This window comes from Actinoplanes octamycinicus (genome assembly GCF_014205225.1).
Lineage (GTDB): Bacteria > Actinomycetota > Actinomycetes > Mycobacteriales > Micromonosporaceae > Actinoplanes > Actinoplanes octamycinicus.
Map to the genome: position 1 here is coordinate 1 of NZ_JACHNB010000001.1, position 15,281 is coordinate 15,281.

The following is a 15,281-nucleotide window of genomic DNA, read 5'->3' on the forward strand; positions in this document are numbered from 1 at the left end:
TTTACCCGCCATTCCCAGATCGTCAAATCCACGTTTCGCAACCCGAATTCAACCGACACCGAGAAATGGTGAGGGCACCCGAACGCGAGCACACGATCGTTGATCGTGGGATCTCGTAAGGGTTTCCGTCAGGACGGCCGCTCCGGGCCCCTCGCGGGTCCCGTCTCGCTCGCCCGTCTCCCTGGCGGCTCGGAAAACATTACCTGCCCATCCCCGCAACACCAAACCCGGGGCGGCGCGACGGCCGTCACATTCCCCCAAAGGGTGGAAGGAGCGAGCCCGCCCGCCAGGAAGACGCCCACGGGAAGCGAGGCGCGGGGAAGCAAAGCGCGCAGGGAGGCCAGACGCGGGGAAGCGAAACGGGGTGAGGCCAGGCGCGGTGAGGCCAGGCACGGAAGCGGGACGCGGGGAGGCCAAGGGTGAGGCCGGGCCCAAGGGAGGCCAGGCGCGGGGAAACGAGGCGCCCGCGAGGTCAAGCGTGAGAGGCCGGACCCAAGGAGGGCCGGACGCGAGGCAGACCGCATGCGAGCGGAGGCCGGGCGCGCGGGAGGACGGATGAGGGGTCAGCGACGGGCGGCGAGGGCCAGACGTACGCGGTTCGGGCTGTTGGTCTTGGTCATCAGGGCGGTGATGTGGGTTTTCACCGTGGTGATGCCGATGTGCAGGTGGTCGGCGATCTCGGTGTTGGTGAGGCCCTCGGCGACCAGGTCCAGGACCTCCTGCTCCCGCACGGTGAGCCCGGCGATGCGGGGTGCGGGGTCCGATCGGGCGTCGACCGCGCGGCGGACCAGGCGCCGCAGCACCTCCTGGCTGAACGGGCTCTCCCCGGCGGCGGCCTGGCGGATCCCGTTGAGCAACTCGGCCGGCGGGGCGTCCTTGAGCAGGAAGCCGCAGGCGCCGGCCTGCAACGCCGGGTAGAGGTGGTCGTCGTCGCCGAAGGTGGTCAGGACCAGGACCCGGGTGGACGGGCGCTCGGACATGATCCGGCTGGTGGCGGTGATGCCGTCGACGCCGGGCATGCGCAGGTCCATCACCACGACGTCGGGCACCAGCTGGGCGGCGAGGGTCACCGCGGTGCGGCCGTCGCCGGCCTCACCGACCACCTCCATGCCGTCCTCGGCGTCGAGGAGCATGCGCAGGCCGGCGCGGATCAGTTGCTGATCATCCACCAGCAGGACCCGGATCAATCGATCTCCTCGGCAGGGGCGGGACCGGCCGCAGGAGCGGGACCGGTGGTGAACGACGCCGCGGGGCCGATCGAGGCGGAGAGCGGCGGACCGGACGAGCCGGCCGTGGCGGTCGGGGAGTCGGCCGGCAGCACTGTCGCCACCTGCCAGCCGGTGCCGGACGGGCCGGCGGTGAGGGACCCGCCGAGCACCTCCACGCGCTCTCGCATCCCGGTCAGCCCATGCCCGCCACCCGGCATCCGGTCCGCCCTGGCCGAGGAGGAGCCGGGCGAGGAGAAAGCCGAGGAGGAGGAGGAGGAGGAGGAGGGACCCGGCGAGGAGGAAACTGGATAGGAATCCGGCGAGAAGGAACCGGCCGGAGCGGAGGAGGCCGCCGAGAGCGGGGACCCCGACTCCCCCACCCCACGCCCCCCGTCGTCCACCACCGACCAGTGCAGATCCGCCCCGTCCATCACCACCCGCAGCGACGCCCGCGCCGCCGGCCCGGCATGCTTCGCCACGTTCGTCAGTCCTTCCTGGGTGAGCCGCAACAGCGCCAAGCCTCGCACCGCGTCCAGCTCCACCACCCGTGGATCGATCTCCGCCTCCACCACCACCCCGGCCAGCCGGGCGGTCTCCACCGCCCCGGCCAGCGCCGCCGGCAGCGCCGACGGATCAATAGCGGTCAGCGACGCGTCCCCGCGCCCGCTGTCCGGGTCTCGCAGCACGGCCACCAGCCGGCGCAGGTCGGCCAGCGCCGCCGTCCCGGTCCGGTGCACGTCGTCGAAGACCTCCGCGGTCCGCGGATCGAGGTCGGGCAGCACGTGCTGGGCCACCCCGACCCGCAGCACCATCGAGGCCACGTGGTGGGCGACCACGTCGTGCAGCTCCCGGGCGATCGCGCTGCGCTCGTCGGCCCGGGCGGCCCGGTGCTCCGACTCGCGGCGCCGCTGCTCCTCGGCGGCCCGCCGCTCGGCCTGCTCGCCGAGTTCCCGGGTGGTCCGGACGACCAGGCCGAGCAGCACCGGCAGGCCCAGGCTGATCGCCAGGCCGATGACCGCCTGCATGATCAGCGACGGTGAGGACGGCAGGTCGAAGATCAGGTAGACCGAGGCCACCAGGCAGACGCCGGCCACCAGGTACCGCGTGCGGGGCGCCCACAGGGCCAGCTCGCCGACCGCCCACGCGGTGCCGACCTGGTTGATCGTCGAGTCGTCCAGGGTGGCCAGCGCGATGGCGAACAGCGTGGTCTGCACCAGCAGGTTGATCGGCTGGCGGCGGTGCAGCAGCAGCGCGGAGGCGAAGGCGGGCACCGCGAGCGCCCACTGCAGCGGGGTCGGCGGATGGTCGGTGTGGTTGATCACGAGAAGGTAGGCCAGGCCGCTGAGATCCAGCAGCGCCGAGCGCGTCAGGGTGTCCCGCGCGTCGAGGAACTTGGCCATGGCGTTCAGCCTAGGTCCTGCCGCCAGCGGGTGCGGACGGCCAGGTAGGCGGCGAGCCCGAGCGGTCCGAACAGGATGGTGAGCACCAGGATCGGCGCGAGTACCAGGTGCGGCACGCCCCGGTCGCGGGCGTCCAGCCAGATCCACCGGCCGACGAAGAGGTCGAAGGCGACCATGTGGGCCCAGCCGGCGGTCGCGCCGTCCGCGCTGCCGAGCAGGTCGGCGACCCCGCCCAGGGTGGGGTTGAGGACCGCCGGCAGCACGTCGTCGAGGTTCGACAGGACGACCGCCGCGTAGATCAGCACCACCGGGAGCACGATCAGCGGCGAGGCGATGATCCGCCGGGTCCAGGACCAGCCGGGCGCCACGATCATCAGCGCCCAGAACGGCGCGGCCAGCAGGAATGTCAGGTTGAACAGGAAGGCTGTCACGCTGGGCCTCCTCGGGCGTGCTCTCCTGGTCCTTGCTTCGCCGCGGTGCAGTCGATCACGCCGTCACCATCTCTCGCTCGCGGCTCCTCGACAAGACCAGACCGACGCCGGTCGCGGTGGCCGCGGCCAGGGCCGCGAGCGCGAGGAGGGTGATCCCATCCGGTCGCAGCAGCGGTTGCGCCCGCATGGCCTGCCAGGTCAGGAGCAGGACCAGGCTGGCGTACGCCAAGCCGCTCACCAGCACCAGCCGGGCCCGCGCCCGCGCGTCCAGCCGCCCCGCACCCCAGCGGACCAGCGCGAACGCCAGCAGCGGCAGCACCTGCATCGCGTGCAGCCCGACGAAGTGCCCGATCCGCAGGTCCCCGCCGACGGTGCTCCATCCGGTCAGCGGCATCCCGGGCCCGCCGTCCGGCACGCCGACGCTGTGCGCCCCGGTGACGCCGTCGACTCCGGTCTGCTGGCTGGTCATCGGAAACGCGACCAGCATCCCGAGCAGCGCGATGAACAGGCCGAGACGGATGGCGTACGCGGAAGCCTTGTCCTTGATCCGCTGACGCAGCGCCCCGATGCCGATCACCAGGTGCGCCAGGAAGAGCACCATGATGGAAGCGCCCATGATCGACCACAGCGTGGCGTTCAGTGCGGTGGTCTGGTTGTAGTGGCTGGTGGTGCCGCGGATGACCTGGGCCGTGATGATCGCCAGCTCGATCACCGAGACGCCGACGATGACGGTGGCGGCCCACTCGGCGAGCCGGCTGCGCCGGGGCAGCACGGACAGCAGCCAGGCCAGCGTCCACCCGTAGAGGGCGAACGAGACGGCGAACTTGAACGGCTTGAGCCAGATCGGCACCCCGGTCAGGATCCGGTCGTCGGCGAACAGGCCGATCCCGGCGAGCACGGCCAGCCCGGCCGCCGCCCAGGTGAGCGTCAGCAGCGGCCGATGCCAGCGAGCCGGCGCGGAGACTTCGATGGTCGTCATGGCCTCAGACTCGTCCCGCGCGAGCCCGGAAACGCCCGTCCGCGGGCCGCACTCCCGGCCGCTCGTCCGAGGTCGGCTCCTCCTCTGGTAGGAGAGGGTGATACTGACCCGGTGCACCCCGCATCCCCTGGCGCCGCCCCCGGCCTGACCGACTTCCCGCTCGACGACACCGGACGGCGCAGCAGCACGTCCCTGGGCCGCGCGGTGGTCGCCGACGCGTTGCGCCCGATCGACCCGGCGGCTGCCGCGGCCGCCGAGCGCGAGCCCGACTGGCGGCGCGGCTACCTGCGGCATTTCCGGGCGCTGGTGGAGGCCGGGCTGAGCGCCGACGGCAGCGCCGGCTACCCGATCGCCGAGGCCGGGCTGGCCTCGGTGCAGGCCCGGATGCGCTACCGGCTGCGCGACGGCGAGGAGTTCAGCCTGGCCCAGGTGCTGCTGGCGGAGCCGCGGCATCCGTACGACACGGTCGAGATGGCCGGCTCGGGGAAACCCGACCGGGATCTGTCCGACCTGGTGCGCCGGCTGGACGGGTGGGTGGCGGCCGGGGTGGTCGAGGAGTCGTGCGCGGACGCGGTGCGCGAGGTGGCCGCCAACCCGGACTGGCTGGACCTGGACGACTTCCGGTTCGCGCTGCTCGGGGCGGGCGCCGAGATGGGCCCGCTGAAGGCACTGCTGGACTGGGGCGCCACCGTGCTGGCGATCGACCTGCCGCTGGCCGAGCTGTGGGAGCGGATCCGGGCGACGGTGGCCGGGTCGGCGGGGCGGGTGCTGGCGCCGTCGGTCGCCGAGGACGAGACGCCCGGCGCGGACCTCAGCGCGGCGCTGCCCACCATCGCGCACTGGCTGCTCGGCTTCGACGGGCAGCTGGTGCTCGGCAACTACGGGTACGCGCCGGGCAACGCGTACCCCCGACTGGCCGCCGCGGTGGACGCCCTGTCGGTGCACGTCCGGCAGCAGCGGCCGGACACCGCGCTGACCGTGCTGGCCACCCCGACCGACGTGTACGCGGTCCCGGCCGAGGCCGTCCACCAGGCGCGCAGCCGGTACGACGCGCGCACCCGCCGGGCCCGGCTGACCACCCCGCTCTCCGGTGGCCGCCTGCTGCTGCCGAACTATCCGGTGCCGGTCTCGCCCGGGATCAACGACAGCCTGGTCCCGCAGCAGGGGCCGAACTACGCGCTGGCGAAGCGGATCCACCGCTGGCGGGCCACCCTGGCGCGGCGGGACGGGCTGGTCAGCTTCGCGGTGGCGCCGCCGACCCGGACCCGGTCGGTGCTGCGCAACCGGTTGCTCAAGGCGGCGTACGCCGGCGCGCACCTGTTCGACGTCGAGGTGTTCGACCCGGCCGTGGCGAGCCGGCTGATGGCCGTGCTGATGGTCCACCAGCTGCGGAAACCGCGCGCGGCGGATCCGGCGGCGTGGCGGGACGAGACGGTCGCGGCGGCGCACGGCGGGCTGTGGCGGGCCGCCTATCACCCCCGGACGGCGCTGCCGATCGCCGCCGTGCGCGGGTTCCTGTAACAGAGCATGCCTAGGCTCGGGCAATGATCACGGCCGGTCTGCTGCTCGCCGCCGGGGAGGGGCGTCGCTACGGGATGCCCAAGGCGCTGATCGCGTACCGGAATCGGCTCCTGGTGGAGCACGCGGCCGGGACCCTGCAGCGGGCCGGCTGTGGACGGACCTTGGTGGTTCTCGGCGCCCGCGCCGAGGAGGTCCGGAGCCGGGCGGAGCTGCCGGAGACCGTGGTCAATCCGGACTGGGCGAGCGGCATGGGCTCGTCGCTGCGGGCCGGGCTGGCCGCGCTGAGCAGCGACGAGAGCGTCGGCGCGGCGGTGGTCCTGCTGGTCGACATGCCCGGCGTGACCGATGCGGCGGTGCGCCGGGTGATCGCGCACGCGGCGCCGGACGCGTGCGCGATGGGTGGTTACCGGGGGCGGCGCGGGCACCCGGTGCTGCTCGGGCGGGAGCACTGGGCGGGTGTGGCGGCGGTCGCGACCGGCGATCGGGGCGCACGGGATTACCTGCGCGCGCACGAGGTACTGGTGGTCGAGGTCGGCGACGTCGCCGACGACACCGATCTGGACCGTCCGGGAGATCTCGATGCGTGACGTGCTCGCCGATCTGCTGCGCTGGTGGTCCGCGGGGCAGCCGGCCGGGCTGGCGATCGTGACCGGGACCTGGGCGAGCGCGCCGCGGCAGGTGGGCGCGGCGATGGCGGTCGGGCCGGACGGCGTGGCGGTCGGCAGCGTGTCCGGCGGGTGCGTGGAGGCGGCGGTCTACGAGCTGTGCCGGGAGGTGGCCCGGACCGGCCGATTCCGCACGGCGAGTTTCGGGGTGACCGACGATCTGGCGCTCGAGGCCGGTCTGCCGTGCGGCGGGACGATCGAGGTGACGGTCGGGCGAGTGGACAAGGCTACATTTCCCGATCTACCGGTGCTGGTGGCAGCGGTCGAGGCCGGCGAAGAGATCGCGCTCGACATCGCTGCCGGGTACACCGTCGGGAAGACCGGCACGATCGTCTTCCGGCCGCCACCGCGGATGCTGGTCTTCGGCGCCACCGACCACGCGGCCGCGGTCGCCCGGATCGGCGGCTTCCTCGGCTACCACGTGACGGTCTGCGACGCCCGGCCGGTCTTCGCGACGGAACGCCGCTTCCCCGGGGCGGACCGGGTGGTGGTCGACTGGCCGCACCGCTACCTGGCCGCCGAGGCCGAGGCCGGCCGGATCGACGACCGGACCGTGCTCTGCGTGCTCACCCACGACCCGAAGTTCGACGTGCCCACCCTGGAGCTGGCGCTGCGCCTGGACGTCGGTTACGTCGGCGCGATGGGCTCCCGGCGCACCCACGAGGACCGGCTGGCCCGGCTGCGCGAGGCCGGGCTGACCGAGCCGGAGCTGGACCGGCTCTGCTCGCCGATCGGCCTGGACCTGGGCGCGCACAGCCCGGAGGAGACCGCGGTGAGCATCGCCGCGGAGATCGTCGCGCTGCGCCGGGGCGGCTCCGGGCAACGGCTGTCGCGGACCGGCGGACCGGTCCACAAGACCGTCGGGCCGGCCGGCATCCTTTCCGGCCCGGCCACACCCTAGGCACCCTGGACGGCGACCTCGTCGCGAGTTCACCAGCGCCACCGTCACCTACAAGTGGCCGGCCAGCTCGCGCAGGGAGCGGATGCGGTGCGGTTCGCCCGCCGGACCGGCGCCCAGCCGGTCCAAATGCACCGCCCGCAGCCCGGCCGACCGCGCGGCCAGCACGTCCAGATCGTGCCTGTCCCCCACGCTGAGCGTCTCCTCCGGCCGCAGGCCCCAGCGGGCGACCGCCCCGCTGAACGCACCCGGATCGGGCTTGGCCATCCCCAGATCGTCGGGAGTCCACACGGGCCCGAGATCGGCCAGGCCCATCCGGGCGAGTTTCGCCCTCTGCTGCGCCGCCGAACCGTTGGTGAGCACCGCGACGCGAAGGCCGGCCTGGTCGACGGCGGCCAATGCCTCGGCCACGTCGTCGTAGGACCGGTAGGCGTTCTGGTATTCGACCAGATAGCCGCGGAAGACGTCGTCCAGCGCCGCGTCGGGGCCGGCGAAACCGAAGTCCCGCAGCCGTCGCCGGCGCTGCTCCGGAAAATCGATCTCGCGCCGCCGCCAGGCGGCCAGGTGCGTCTCGGCGACCGTGTGCCAGCGCTCCACCATCGCCGGGTCGGCGGTCATCCCGACCGTGGGCAGCCAGGCGGTCAGCGCCGTGAGCACCGAGCCGTCGTGGTCACCGAGCGTGCCGTCCAGATCGAAGAGCACCCCGCGCAGCATCACACCGTCCTTGATCGCAGCCTGCGCAGCATTCTCGCGTCCCCGAAACCGACCGCGCGCGCCGCCGCCTCCACGGTGACCCCGTGCCCGATCAGGTACTCCGCCCGTTCCAGGCGCAACAGCTGCTGGTAGCGCAGCGGGGTACGGCCGGTCGCTGCGGTGAACAGCCGGGTCAGCGTGCGTTCGCTGACCCCGGCGCCGACCGCCAGCTCGGTCAGCGGCAGCGGCTCGGCGAACGCCGCGTCGATCCGGTCCTGGACCCGGTGCACCACGTCGCTGAGGTGGTCGCGGTGCCGCAGCATCGCGCTGGCCTGCCGCTCGTCGCCGTTGCGCCGGGCGTAGACCACCATCTCCCGGGCCACTCCGGCGGCCACCGCCGGGCCGTGCCGCTGCGCCACCAGGTGCAGGGCCAGGTCGATGCCGCTGGCGATACCGGCCGAGGTGACCACCCGGTCGTCCGAGACGTAGAGCACGTCGCGGATCACCGTGGCCCGCGGATGGCTGCGGGACAGGGACTCCTGCAGGTCGTGATGGGTGGTGCAGCGGCGGCCGTCGAGCAGCCCGGCCCGGCCGAGCGCGTCGGCGCCGGAGCAGACGCTGGCCACCGTGCCGCCGGCGGCGTGATGCTCGCGCAGCCGGCCCAGCGTGCCGGGGCCGAAGAAGCCGAAACCGGTGCGCCACCCCGGAACGATCACCAGGTCGTCCGGGGTGAGCGCGGGCCAGTCCACCTCGGCCTGCAGGACGACGCCCTGCCAGGTGGGGACGCTCGGCGACTCGGCGACGTAGCGCAGCGAGTATCCCGGCGCGGTGGAGAAGACCTGGGCCGGGCCGGCCAGGTCGAGCAGGTGGATCTGCGGGGTGAGCACGAAGACCACCATGCTCACGATCCGGTCATCCCTTCTCGACCTCGGCCACCGTCGCGATCGTGGCGAACCGGCCGGCCAGCGCGTACTCGGTGCGGGTCACCACGTCCTCGGCGGCCAGCGTACGCGGGTCGGCGAGCAGCTCGGCGACGCTCCGGTCCTCGGGGGCGTCCCGGTGCGGGATCGGGAAGGTGGCGGTGGCGTCGGTGACGAAGGTGACGTCGTAGCCGAGGTCGGAGGCGACCCGGGCGGTCGTCTCGACGCACTGCTCGGTGCGCAGGCCGCAGACGGTGACCCCGCGGACACCCGCCACGGTGAGACGATGCTGCAGGTCGGTGCCGGTGAAGGCGTTGTGCACGGTCTTGGTCAGGACGGGCTCGCCGTCGGCCGGGGTCAGCTCCGCCATCAGCCGGACGAAGCCGTTGGCCGGGTCGAAGGTGCCGCCGCTGCCCGGCTCCGAGTGCAACACCCAGATCACGCTTCGCCCGGTGGTGCGGGCGTGGTCCACCAACCGCTGGACGTTCGGCACGACGTCCGGATTGTTGACGGTTTCCCACAGCGGCCGCGCCCGGAACGATTCCTGCACGTCGATGACGATCAGAGCTTCGGTCATGCCTCCATCGAACGCGCCGCCGGGCCGCCGGAACAGGCACCATCCAGCCCGCTCCCGGAACGATCCGGTCAGCGCCGCCGGCGGGCCGCCGAACGGTCGCGGGCCCGCTCGATCAGCGGCAGGACGTCCGCCGGATCCGGGTTGATCATCGAGCCCCAGCCCTGGACCGCGTAGACCGGGTGCGGGAACCACTGCCCGGCGACGGTGAAGTCGATCGTCGACTGGTGTGCGGCGAACTGCTCCGGGCCATATCCGAAAAGGGTCCGGAATCGGGCTCTGCCGAGCTCGACATTGAGCCGGAAGACGCCGGGACGGTGGAGGCCGGAACGCTCGTCGAAGCCGGGGACATCCCGCACGACGATCGTGGCGAACGGGCGCATCCGCTCGTCGCCGACGAAGAAGAAACGGTCGCCCCAGGCGGCCTCGGGGGCGCCGGTGCCGGGACCGGCGATGACGGCGGTGACGTCCGGAAGGCCGGCGATGCGGTCGGTCAGCGCGTCGAGCGGGTCGATTCCCATGACCTTTACCGTATCGTTGAGTCGCCCTGTGAAGGTTTCACCGCTGATCGCCCAGGACAGGTATGCCGAAGTCTCAACGCACCAGTTTCCGCCCGGTGGACCTCGCCCGGCGGCACGGGTTGTCCGCCCAGGCGATCCGGAACTACGAGCGGGACGGGGTGATTCCGCCGGCCGAGCGGACATCGACCGGATATCGCGCCTACGGCGAGGCGCACATGGCCGCGGTGGGCGCTTTTCTCGCGCTGGCTCTCGCGTACGGCCACGGGCCGGCCGCCGTGATCATGCGCGCCGTGCTCGCCGGCGACCTGGAAACCGCATTTGCCACCATCGACGCGGGGCATGCCCGGCTGATCCGGGACCGGGAAACGCTGACCGCCGTCGAGGCCGCCACCGACGTCCTGAAGAAAGGTGACGCTCCCCGGGCGGCGCGTCCGCTTCCGGTCGGCGCGCTCGCCCACCGGCTCGGGGTCACGCCGGCCACGCTGCGCAAATGGGAGCAGGCCGGGATCCTGGTGCCGGCCCGGGACCGGGTCAGCCACCAGCGGCTCTACTCGGCCGACGACGTCCGCGACGCTGACCTGGCCCATCTGCTCCGGCGCGGTGGTTACGGGCTGCCGCACATCGCCACCGTGCTCGATCAGGTGCGGACCGCGGGCAGCCCGGAAGCGCTGGCCGTCTCACTCACCGACTGGCGGGCGCGGCTCATCGGGCGGGGTCAGGCGATGCTGACCGCGGCGGCCCGGCTGTCCGATTTCGTCGCCCTCGATCCGTCATCCGGCCGGGGCCGGACATAGTGCCGCCCCGCCCGCGGGGGTTCGGGCGAGGCGGCTGGCATCATCCGCGATCAGTGCGGGTAATCCCGATAGCTGCCGGTGTAGTAATCGCCGACCTGCTGCCGGTACGAAGCCGATTCGAAGGTCTCCTTGTCGTACTCCGGAGAATCCTTGATCTGCTCCTTCGTCCGGTCCACATAGACCTTGCGGTCGTTGTGGTCGACGTTCTGCACCGTGCCCGCCGGCAGCAGCACCTTGCGGCCGAAAATCCACGGCCCGGTGTCCACCACCAGATAGGCGCCACCGACGTCGTAACTGGCCCGGTCGATGGAACCGATATGCCCATCGGTCGCCTCGACCTTGTAATCGACCAGGTCCACGCCGACCCGCCCGGCGTCGTCGACCACGTCGGAGTCCGCCGGCTGACTCGTGCCGGAAAGACTCGCCGGATCCCGCCAGGACCACGGAGTGAACGGCGTAGGTTGCATCACGGCCTCCTCGACATAGACGAATGTGCCGCTGCTCTTTTGCCTACCCGCTGGCCGCGGCTCCAATCACGACTGGCACGAACAACGCCTCACCTGCGGCTGTCGCCCAGGCGATGCACACCTTCGGACTCGGATCCGCGCTGATCACTGATCGTCGCTCCCGCCAGGGACCCTTCCGGGCCGGGCTGGCCGCTGGCGCGTCCAGAACGCCCGGCCCTCCAGGGCGACGCCCGCGGCTGGCCACGATCGCCGGAACCCCAACCCCTCCCCGCACGCCCGCTGCGCATTCCCGTCCAGCCGCGGGGCCGTCTCCTCCGGGGCCAGTGCTTCGACTCTGCCCTGCCGCGCGGCGGCCTTCCTCGCGGGCGCGCGAGGCCGGACCGGGTCGGCGCCCGGCCGCGACTCCCGGGATCGGCTGGGCCTCGACCCGGTCCGGTTTCCCGCGCCACTGGCACGAAAGTCCTTCCCTGGAAGACGTGGGGGCTGATCTCCGGAAGGGGCCGCGGACAGTGAAGAGGGCGGGGATCGTTCTGGACGCGCAGCGGCCAGATCCCCGCCCTCGGCCCGCGCGGGAGCATGCGATCCGCACCCCGCTGGGCCTGCGTATATGTGCCTTTGAATGGTGGCTTTCGCGGTTGATGCCGGTCTTCGGCCCGCGCGGGAGCATGCGATCCGGACCCGAGCGGGCCTGCGCCGGTGAGGGTCAGCGGTTGATGTCGGAGCCGGACAGGGCGGCCAGGTCGGCTCGGGTGGGCGCGTTGTCGCAGTCGCCGGGGACGGTGACGGCGAAGGCGCCGGCGGTGATGGCGGTCTGCAAGCGTTGGGCCGCAGGGGCGCCGGCCAGGCGGTCGGCGAGGTAGCCGGCTACGAAAGCGTCGCCGGCGCCGACCGGGTCGACGGCGGTGATCGGGAGCGCCGGCAAGGTGTGCCGGGCGTCGTCGATCAGGGCGGCGCAGCCGCGGGCGCCGTCCTTGACGATGACCTCGGCGGGCCCCAGCTTGGCCAGGCCGTCGACCGGGTCGGTGGCGTCCAGGAAGATGGCGGCCTCGTCCGGGCCGGCGAAGACGATGTCCGCCAAGGCGACCAGGTCACGCAGGACCGGGGCGGCGTCGAAGCGGGACCAGAGTTTGCCGCGGTAGTTCACGTCCAGCGAGACCGGGACGCCCGCGGCTCGGGCGGCCTCCACCGCGGCGAAGACGGTGGCCCGGGCGGTGTCGCCGAGAGCCGGGGTGATGCCGGTGACGTGCAGGATCCCGGCCCGCTCCAGCTCGGACAGCGGCAGGTCGGCCGGGGTGAGCCGGGAACCGGCGCTGCCCGCGCGGTGGTAGTCGGCGTGGATGAACTGGGCGGACCGGCGGTAACGCAGCATGAGGCCGGTGGGGGCGGGGTCCGGTACGGCGATCGCCCGGACACCGGCGGCGCGCAACCGGCCCGCGATCAGCGCGCCGGTGGAGTCCGGCCCGAGCCGGCCCAGCCAGGTGGCGGAGCCGCCGAGGCGGGCCACGCCGACCGCGACGTTGCTCTCCGCGCCGCCGACCGCCAGGGTGAAACCGCGGGCGTGCTCCAGGGTTCCGATCCCCTCGGCGACGAAGATGCCCATCGCCTCACCGAACGTGAAGAGGCCGCCGTCAGCGCCTGAGCCTGGCCGCTCCCCCGGAGCGGGCTCGTCGCGCTCGCCCGGTGTGGTGGCGGCGGGGGCGAGCGGGCGCGCAGTGGACGGCACGGGCGGAAGGGGGGCGGAGGGGGTGGTCATGAGCGGGCGAAGGTGACGGCGTCGACGGCGTGTTTCGCTCGGGCGGCCAGGGCGGTGAGGCTGCCGCCGGTGGCGGCGTCGCCGATCAGTGGGCCGCCGAGGCCGACGGCGGCGGCGCCGGCGGTCAGCCAGTCGGAGATGTCGTCCAGGCCGATGCCGCCGGTGGGCAGGATGCGGACCTGGGGCAGCGGGCCGCGGAGATCCTTCAGGTACGTCGGCGTGAGACCGCCGGCCGGGAAGAGCTTGACCAGCGGGGCGCCGGCGCGGTGGGCGGCGAAGACCTCGGTCGGCGTGTAGGCGCCCGGATAGCACGGCACGGACTGGCCGCCCAGCGTGTCCAGCACCGGCGAGACCAGGAACGCGGCGCCGGCGTCGACGGCGGCCTTGGCGTCGTCCGGGGTGAGGACGGTGCCGGCGCCGATGACCGTGCCGGCCGGGAGCTGGCGGCGCAGGCCGGAGATCGCGTCGAGGGCGCCCCGCGAGGTCAGGGTGACCTCGATCGCGGTGATGCCGGCGGACACCAGCACGTCGGCGACGGCGGCGAAGGCGCCGGCGGTCGGGGCGCGCAGGATCGCGACGATGCCGCTCTCGACGATGGCGGAGGAGACAGGATCGAGCGGAGCACGGTGATCGGTCACCCTTCGATCCTGCCCGATGTGAGGGCGTTCCGGCCAGGGGGCAGTGCCGGTTTCTCATCCCACAGGAAAGCGCATTCCCACTGTTGAAGGCGTACGGTGGGATCGCGGGGACGGCGAGCCCCGCCTACTTGCGGTCGGTGTCGGACGGGGTGAGGGCGGCCCAGCGGGGCAGGCGGCGGCTCCGCGCGCTGCCGTTCAACGTGTGCGGGGGTGGCGTCTCGCGGATGCCCAGCTCCTCCCGGATGGCCGCCTCGAACTCCTGCATCACCAGCGGCACCTGGGCGAGCAGCTCGCGGAAGTGGGTCTCCGGGCGCACCCCGGTGACATTGGCCGGGTTCATCTGGCTGTGCAGCCGCTCCAGCTGCAGGTGCACGGCGAGGGCCGCGCTGCGCACCGGCCCGGAGGCGAGCAACCGCACCGGCATCAGCGCCGGGCCGATCTCGTCGACATAGGCCAGCACCCCCGGTGGCTTCTCCCCCGCCTCGAAGCTCGCCCGCAGCCGCACCGTGGCCCGCTCGAACGCGGCCAGCAGCTGCACATAGGCCGCGGTGCGCTCCTCATACCACCGGCGGGTGCGCCGCCGGCGGCTCAGCAGATCGTTGTCACGGGCGGCGACGATCCGCACCGCCGCGGCGCCGGCCAGGGCGAACACGGCAGCCACCAGGGGCAGTCCCCACCACGGGATCTGAGACACAGGACTACCGTATCGAGCCCGCGCCGGGCGGTCTGTCAACCACGCCCGCCGCATCGACGGCGCGCAGTGCGATCTCCGCCACCCGCTCGGTTCCGAGCAGCTCAGCCCCTGGCCCCGCTCAGCAGGCCGGCGTGCGCGGCACCGTGCCGTCAGCGATCACCGGGTGCTCGGCAGCAGTCTCTCGGTGAGGTTCCTGGGCGGGGCCGCGTGCCGGCTCAGCCGATCCACACCTCGATCCCGTCCAGGAACCGGGCCAGCCCGAACTCGAAGAGCACCCCGAGGTCGAACTCGAAGTCCGGGGTGTGCAGGAACAGCTCGGTGAAGTTCGGCATCGGCTGGAACTCCAGGAACCGCCGGAACGCGTCCTCCTGGGAGTCCATCCACTCGTCGTCGGTCAGGCCGGTGTCCCGCCGGGCGACGGCCTCCGGCTCCAGCGCGCTGGCCACCCCGCGGATGAAGCTGAACAGCAGCACCTCGACCAGCATCCGGTCGGTCACGCCGAGCCGGGTCCGGGCCAGCGCCCCCATGATCAGCTCACCCAGCCGCATCGCGTTCGGCGTCATCTGCGGCCGGGTCAGCGACATGGTCACGCCCAGCCACGGATGCCGCTGGAAGATCTCCCACAGCCCGCGGGCGCAGCCCTCCAGGTCGGCCCGCCAGTCGCCGGAGTAGCGCGGCGGCACCCGCAGCTCGCCGAGCGCCACATCGATCATGGCCAGCTCCAGGTCCTCCCGGCTGGGCACGTGCCGGTAGAGCGACATGGTGGCGACGTCCAGCTCGGCGGCGATCCGGCGCATCGAGAGGTCGGCCATGCCGTGCCGGTCGGCGATCGTCATCGCGGCCGCGACGATCCGCTCCCGGCTCAGGTCGGTGTCCCGGCGCGGGGCCGGGCCGGCGACCACGGTGCCGACGCCGGGGCGGGCCACGGTCAGGCCGGCCTCGCGCAGCGCGGCGTGCGCCTTGGTCGCGGTGGCGATCGCCACGCCCCACTCGCGGGTGATCGCCCGGGCCGACGGCACCCGGTCCCCCGGCCGCAGCTCGCCCGCCTCGATCATCTCCCGGATCGCCGCCACGATCTTCGTGTACGCCGCGTCCACCTAGTACACCCGCCCTCCCGTACTAGTG

General features: G+C 73.1%; 17 protein-coding genes. 4 read left to right on the forward strand and 13 right to left on the reverse strand.

The window, feature by feature from the left end:
• Nucleotides 1-563 precede the first annotated feature (563 nt).
• The 4 genes from BJY16_RS00005 to BJY16_RS00020 are packed head-to-tail and all read right to left on the reverse strand — an operon-like array spanning nucleotide 564 to nucleotide 4,018.
• Nucleotides 564-1,187: a response regulator transcription factor gene (locus BJY16_RS00005; RefSeq protein ID WP_185037079.1), complete on the reverse strand. Its 624-nt coding sequence runs from the start codon at nucleotides 1,185-1,187 to the stop codon at nucleotides 564-566.
• A complete protein-coding gene (locus BJY16_RS00010; RefSeq protein ID WP_185037080.1) occupies nucleotides 1,184-2,608 on the reverse strand; it encodes a sensor histidine kinase in 1,425 nt (474 codons plus the stop codon). The genes BJY16_RS00005 and BJY16_RS00010 overlap by 4 nt, the downstream gene beginning before the upstream one ends.
• Nucleotides 2,609-2,613: 5 nt before the next feature.
• The gene (locus tag BJY16_RS00015; protein ID WP_185037081.1) at nucleotides 2,614-3,039 is read right to left on the reverse strand and encodes an ABA4-like family protein; all 426 of its coding nucleotides are present in this window, start codon (nucleotides 3,037-3,039) and stop codon (nucleotides 2,614-2,616) included.
• 55 nt (nucleotides 3,040-3,094) lie between these two features.
• Entirely contained in the window at nucleotides 3,095-4,018 is a 924-nt protein-coding gene (locus BJY16_RS00020) for a hypothetical protein (RefSeq protein ID WP_185037082.1), read from the reverse strand.
• Between the two features lie 111 nt (nucleotides 4,019-4,129).
• On the opposite strand from BJY16_RS00020, the gene BJY16_RS00025 reads away from it, so the two are divergent.
• Genes BJY16_RS00025 through BJY16_RS00035 form a run of 3 tightly spaced genes read left to right on the forward strand, consistent with a single transcriptional unit; the run spans nucleotide 4,130 to nucleotide 7,105 of the window.
• Nucleotides 4,130-5,539 carry a hypothetical protein gene (locus tag BJY16_RS00025; protein WP_239178063.1) on the forward strand — a complete coding sequence of 470 codons (1,410 nt, stop codon included), beginning with the start codon at nucleotides 4,130-4,132 and terminating at the stop codon, nucleotides 5,537-5,539.
• Between the two features lie 23 nt (nucleotides 5,540-5,562).
• Complete coding sequence (locus BJY16_RS00030; RefSeq protein WP_185037083.1) at nucleotides 5,563-6,126, forward strand: nucleotidyltransferase family protein; 564 nt, start codon at nucleotides 5,563-5,565, stop codon at nucleotides 6,124-6,126.
• Complete coding sequence (locus tag BJY16_RS00035; protein WP_185037084.1) at nucleotides 6,119-7,105, forward strand: XdhC family protein; 987 nt, start codon at nucleotides 6,119-6,121, stop codon at nucleotides 7,103-7,105. Before BJY16_RS00030 ends, BJY16_RS00035 begins: the two co-directional genes overlap by 8 nt.
• A 48-nt stretch (nucleotides 7,106-7,153) precedes the next feature.
• Here BJY16_RS00035 and BJY16_RS00040 read toward each other — a convergent pair whose 3' ends face one another.
• The 4 genes from BJY16_RS00040 to BJY16_RS00055 form a co-directional block, all read right to left on the reverse strand.
• Nucleotides 7,154-7,816 carry an HAD family hydrolase gene (locus BJY16_RS00040; protein WP_221501843.1) on the reverse strand — a complete coding sequence of 221 codons (663 nt, stop codon included), beginning with the start codon at nucleotides 7,814-7,816 and terminating at the stop codon, nucleotides 7,154-7,156.
• The gene (locus BJY16_RS00045) at nucleotides 7,816-8,700 is read right to left on the reverse strand and encodes a GlxA family transcriptional regulator (protein WP_185037086.1); all 885 of its coding nucleotides are present in this window, start codon (nucleotides 8,698-8,700) and stop codon (nucleotides 7,816-7,818) included. The genes BJY16_RS00040 and BJY16_RS00045 overlap by 1 nt, the downstream gene beginning before the upstream one ends.
• A gap of 7 nt (nucleotides 8,701-8,707) precedes the next feature.
• Complete coding sequence (locus BJY16_RS00050) at nucleotides 8,708-9,292, reverse strand: cysteine hydrolase family protein (protein ID WP_185037087.1); 585 nt, start codon at nucleotides 9,290-9,292, stop codon at nucleotides 8,708-8,710.
• 68 nt (nucleotides 9,293-9,360) lie between these two features.
• Complete coding sequence (locus tag BJY16_RS00055) at nucleotides 9,361-9,810, reverse strand: DUF6194 family protein (protein ID WP_185037088.1); 450 nt, start codon at nucleotides 9,808-9,810, stop codon at nucleotides 9,361-9,363.
• A gap of 62 nt (nucleotides 9,811-9,872) precedes the next feature.
• Between BJY16_RS00055 and BJY16_RS00060 the strand changes: the two genes are divergently transcribed.
• Entirely contained in the window at nucleotides 9,873-10,604 is a 732-nt protein-coding gene (locus tag BJY16_RS00060; RefSeq protein WP_185037089.1) for a MerR family transcriptional regulator, read from the forward strand.
• 50 nt (nucleotides 10,605-10,654) lie between these two features.
• On the opposite strand, the gene BJY16_RS00065 is transcribed toward BJY16_RS00060, so the two are convergent.
• The 5 genes from BJY16_RS00065 to BJY16_RS48215 form a co-directional block, all read right to left on the reverse strand.
• On the reverse strand, nucleotides 10,655-11,071 hold the full coding sequence (locus BJY16_RS00065) for a PRC-barrel domain-containing protein (protein ID WP_185037090.1): 417 nt from the start codon (nucleotides 11,069-11,071) through the stop codon (nucleotides 10,655-10,657).
• Between the two features lie 703 nt (nucleotides 11,072-11,774).
• Nucleotides 11,775-12,671 carry a sugar kinase gene (locus tag BJY16_RS00070; protein WP_239177969.1) on the reverse strand — a complete coding sequence of 299 codons (897 nt, stop codon included), beginning with the start codon at nucleotides 12,669-12,671 and terminating at the stop codon, nucleotides 11,775-11,777.
• Between the two features lie 149 nt (nucleotides 12,672-12,820).
• Complete coding sequence (locus tag BJY16_RS00075) at nucleotides 12,821-13,462, reverse strand: bifunctional 4-hydroxy-2-oxoglutarate aldolase/2-dehydro-3-deoxy-phosphogluconate aldolase (protein WP_185037092.1); 642 nt, start codon at nucleotides 13,460-13,462, stop codon at nucleotides 12,821-12,823.
• A gap of 124 nt (nucleotides 13,463-13,586) precedes the next feature.
• The gene (locus BJY16_RS00080; RefSeq protein WP_239177970.1) at nucleotides 13,587-14,156 is read right to left on the reverse strand and encodes a hypothetical protein; all 570 of its coding nucleotides are present in this window, start codon (nucleotides 14,154-14,156) and stop codon (nucleotides 13,587-13,589) included.
• A gap of 215 nt (nucleotides 14,157-14,371) precedes the next feature.
• Nucleotides 14,372-15,253: a TetR/AcrR family transcriptional regulator C-terminal domain-containing protein gene (locus tag BJY16_RS48215; protein WP_239177971.1), complete on the reverse strand. Its 882-nt coding sequence runs from the start codon at nucleotides 15,251-15,253 to the stop codon at nucleotides 14,372-14,374.
• Nucleotides 15,254-15,281 lie beyond the last annotated feature (28 nt).